The organism is Micromonospora sp. WMMD736, assembly GCF_049179015.1.
In the GTDB taxonomy this organism is placed as follows: Bacteria; Actinomycetota; Actinomycetes; order Mycobacteriales; family Micromonosporaceae; genus Micromonospora.
Window position 1 is genome coordinate 1 of the sequence record NZ_JBMHMI010000134.1, and the last position, 2,133, is coordinate 2,133.

3 protein-coding genes and 2 pseudogenes are annotated in these 2,133 nt (G+C 64.7%); 1 reads left to right on the top strand and 4 read right to left on the bottom strand.

All coding sequences use genetic code 11. The annotated features are described in order from the left end of the window. Positions 1-13: 13 nt before the first annotated feature. On the bottom strand, positions 14-166 hold the full coding sequence (locus ACN269_RS34660; RefSeq protein WP_421477555.1) for a GTP-binding protein: 153 nt from the start codon (positions 164-166) through the stop codon (positions 14-16). Positions 167-241: 75 nt separating this feature from the next. Then, a complete protein-coding gene (locus ACN269_RS34665) occupies positions 242-1,033 on the bottom strand; it encodes an SDR family oxidoreductase (protein ID WP_421477556.1) in 792 nt (263 codons plus the stop codon). On the opposite strand from ACN269_RS34665, the pseudogene ACN269_RS34670 reads away from it, so the two are divergent. Continuing rightward, positions 963-1,716, top strand: a pseudogene (locus tag ACN269_RS34670) (LamB/YcsF family protein). The gene ACN269_RS34665 and the pseudogene ACN269_RS34670 sit on opposite strands and share 71 nt — an antisense overlap. A gap of 22 nt (positions 1,717-1,738) precedes the next feature. Here the strand turns inward: ACN269_RS34670 and ACN269_RS34675 are convergent. Beyond that, positions 1,739-1,844 (bottom strand): annotated as a pseudogene (locus tag ACN269_RS34675) (cation transporter); the annotation flags it as partial. Positions 1,845-1,918: 74 nt separating this feature from the next. Then, positions 1,919-2,133 (bottom strand): hypothetical protein (locus ACN269_RS34680; protein ID WP_421477557.1); only part of this gene is annotated, 215 nt, incomplete at its 5' end.

Consider the following 2,133-nt stretch of genomic DNA (forward strand, 5'->3'; position numbering starts at 1 on the left):
CCAAAGTCGTTGATTACGACCCCATTCGCGCTCCCGGTGCTCGGAGAATGTGGTTGAGTAACGTCGTTTTACCTGATCCGAGATAGCCGGTGAGCGCGATGACGGGGATGGCGGGCACGTTGCGATCGGCCATCATCGCTTCGAGACGGTAGAACGCAGTTGCCATCGGCCGGCTGCTTCAGAGGGCATCGGCAGTGAGCTTAACTGACCAAGTCTTTGAGGTCGCCAAGACTCGTGTCGCTCAAATACCCAGCTTCAAGGAGGCGCCGGCGTCGACGAAGAGCTGCTGCCCTGTCACGTACCGGGATTCGTCACTAGCCAGATAGACCACTGCATGCGAAATGTCGGCCGGCTCGACATAGGGAATCGGCATGGCCTGCATGAACGGGAAGGTCACCTCGGCATCCGTTCGAGTCGGGTCGGCGAGATCGGGCCGAAACGTCTTGTACATCGCTGGGTTCGGCAGCATGTCAGCGTCGACGTTGGTGGGGTGAATTGCATTGACCCGAATCTTGCTTGGGCCAACTGAGAGCGCGAGCGAACGCGTGTAGTCGCGAACCATCTTCTTCGCCAGCCCGTAACCGTCTCCGCCGGGGCCCTGCAGTCCGCCCTGGCCGTTGACCCCACCTGCCTGGGGCACCAGACCCGCCACCGACCCGGTGATGATCACCGAGCCGCACTCCCCCAGGTGCGGCAGGCCGACGTGCACCGTGTTGACGACGCCGATGAAGTCGACGTCGAAGGCGTCGATGAAGCCCTGTACGGGAACATCGTTGCCCAGCGGACAGATGGCCGCATTCGCGACAATGACGTGCAGTCCACCCAGTTCGGCTACCGCGTCATCCAGAGCCTTCTGCAGACCGACGCGGTCCCGGACATCGACTTGCGAGGCGATGACTCGCCTGCCCGACTTCTCGACGAGTCGTACCGTTTCTTCGAGATCAGCCCCGGACGCCAGCGGTGTGACCGTCGACCTCAACGCGGATCTGGGCGAGGGTTTCGGGGCGTGGCAACTCGGCGACGACGAGGCCATGCTCGACGTGGTAACCAGCGCCAACGTCGCCTGCGGGTTCCACGCAGGCGATCCCGCGTTGCTGCTCCAGACGTGCCGGGTCGCCGCCGCGCGGCGTGCGGATCGGCGCCCAGGTGAGCTACCGCGACCTCGCAGGGTTCGGCCGCCGCTACATCGACGTGCACCCCGACGAGCTCACCGCCGAGATCGTCTACCAGATCGGTGCGCTGCAGGCGCTGGCCCATGCCGCGGGGTCGATGGTCAGCTATGTCAAACCCCGTGGCGCGCTGTTCAACTCGATCGTCACTAGTTGCGACCAGGCCCACGCTGTCGCCACGGCGGTACACGCTGTCGACCCGGACCTGCCGGTGCTCGGCCTTTCGGGTTCGGTGTTCTTCGCCGAAGCGCAGGAACTCGGCCTTCGCACCGTGCCCGAGGCGTTCGCCGACCGCGCGTATCGCGCCGACGGGCAACTCCTGTCGCGGCGTGAACGCAACGCCGTGCTACACGACGTCACCGAGATCGCCGACCGGGTGTCATCGATGGTCACCACGGGGCGGGTCGCCGCGGTCGACGGGTCGACCATCCCGATCACCGTCGAATCGATTTGCGTGCACGGGGATTCGCCGGGCGCGGTGCAGATCGCCAACGCCGTCCGCGATCGGTTGCTGGCCGACGGTGTCGAGCTCAAGGCGTTCACCTGAGCGCCCTGACGCCGTCGCGCGTTGCCCTCTCGCACTGCGATCGCGACAATTACCAGGGCTTTGACCGGATCGGCCCAGGACCAGCCGAACAGACTGTGGGGGACCAGCCCAACCAGTAGAACCGCGCTCGCTCGATGCGGACTTGCGGACACTGGTCGCCAAGCCCGGAGCCGCTCGCTTTGACACCCCTCCCGTCTGCATGTTATTGATAATGACAATCATTTTTAATAGGAGCGCTTCCGTAGCGCCTGTGACTGCCGCCGGGGCTGGAAACGACCGGGCCGATTGTCACGGTGGTGCGCCGGAGTCGCCGCGCCGCGGATTTCGCTGCGTGCATCGACACCGCTGACTGCGAGCGCGTCGGATTCAGGCAGGACAGCATGACGTCACCAACTCTGGTTTTGACCACCACCGAGG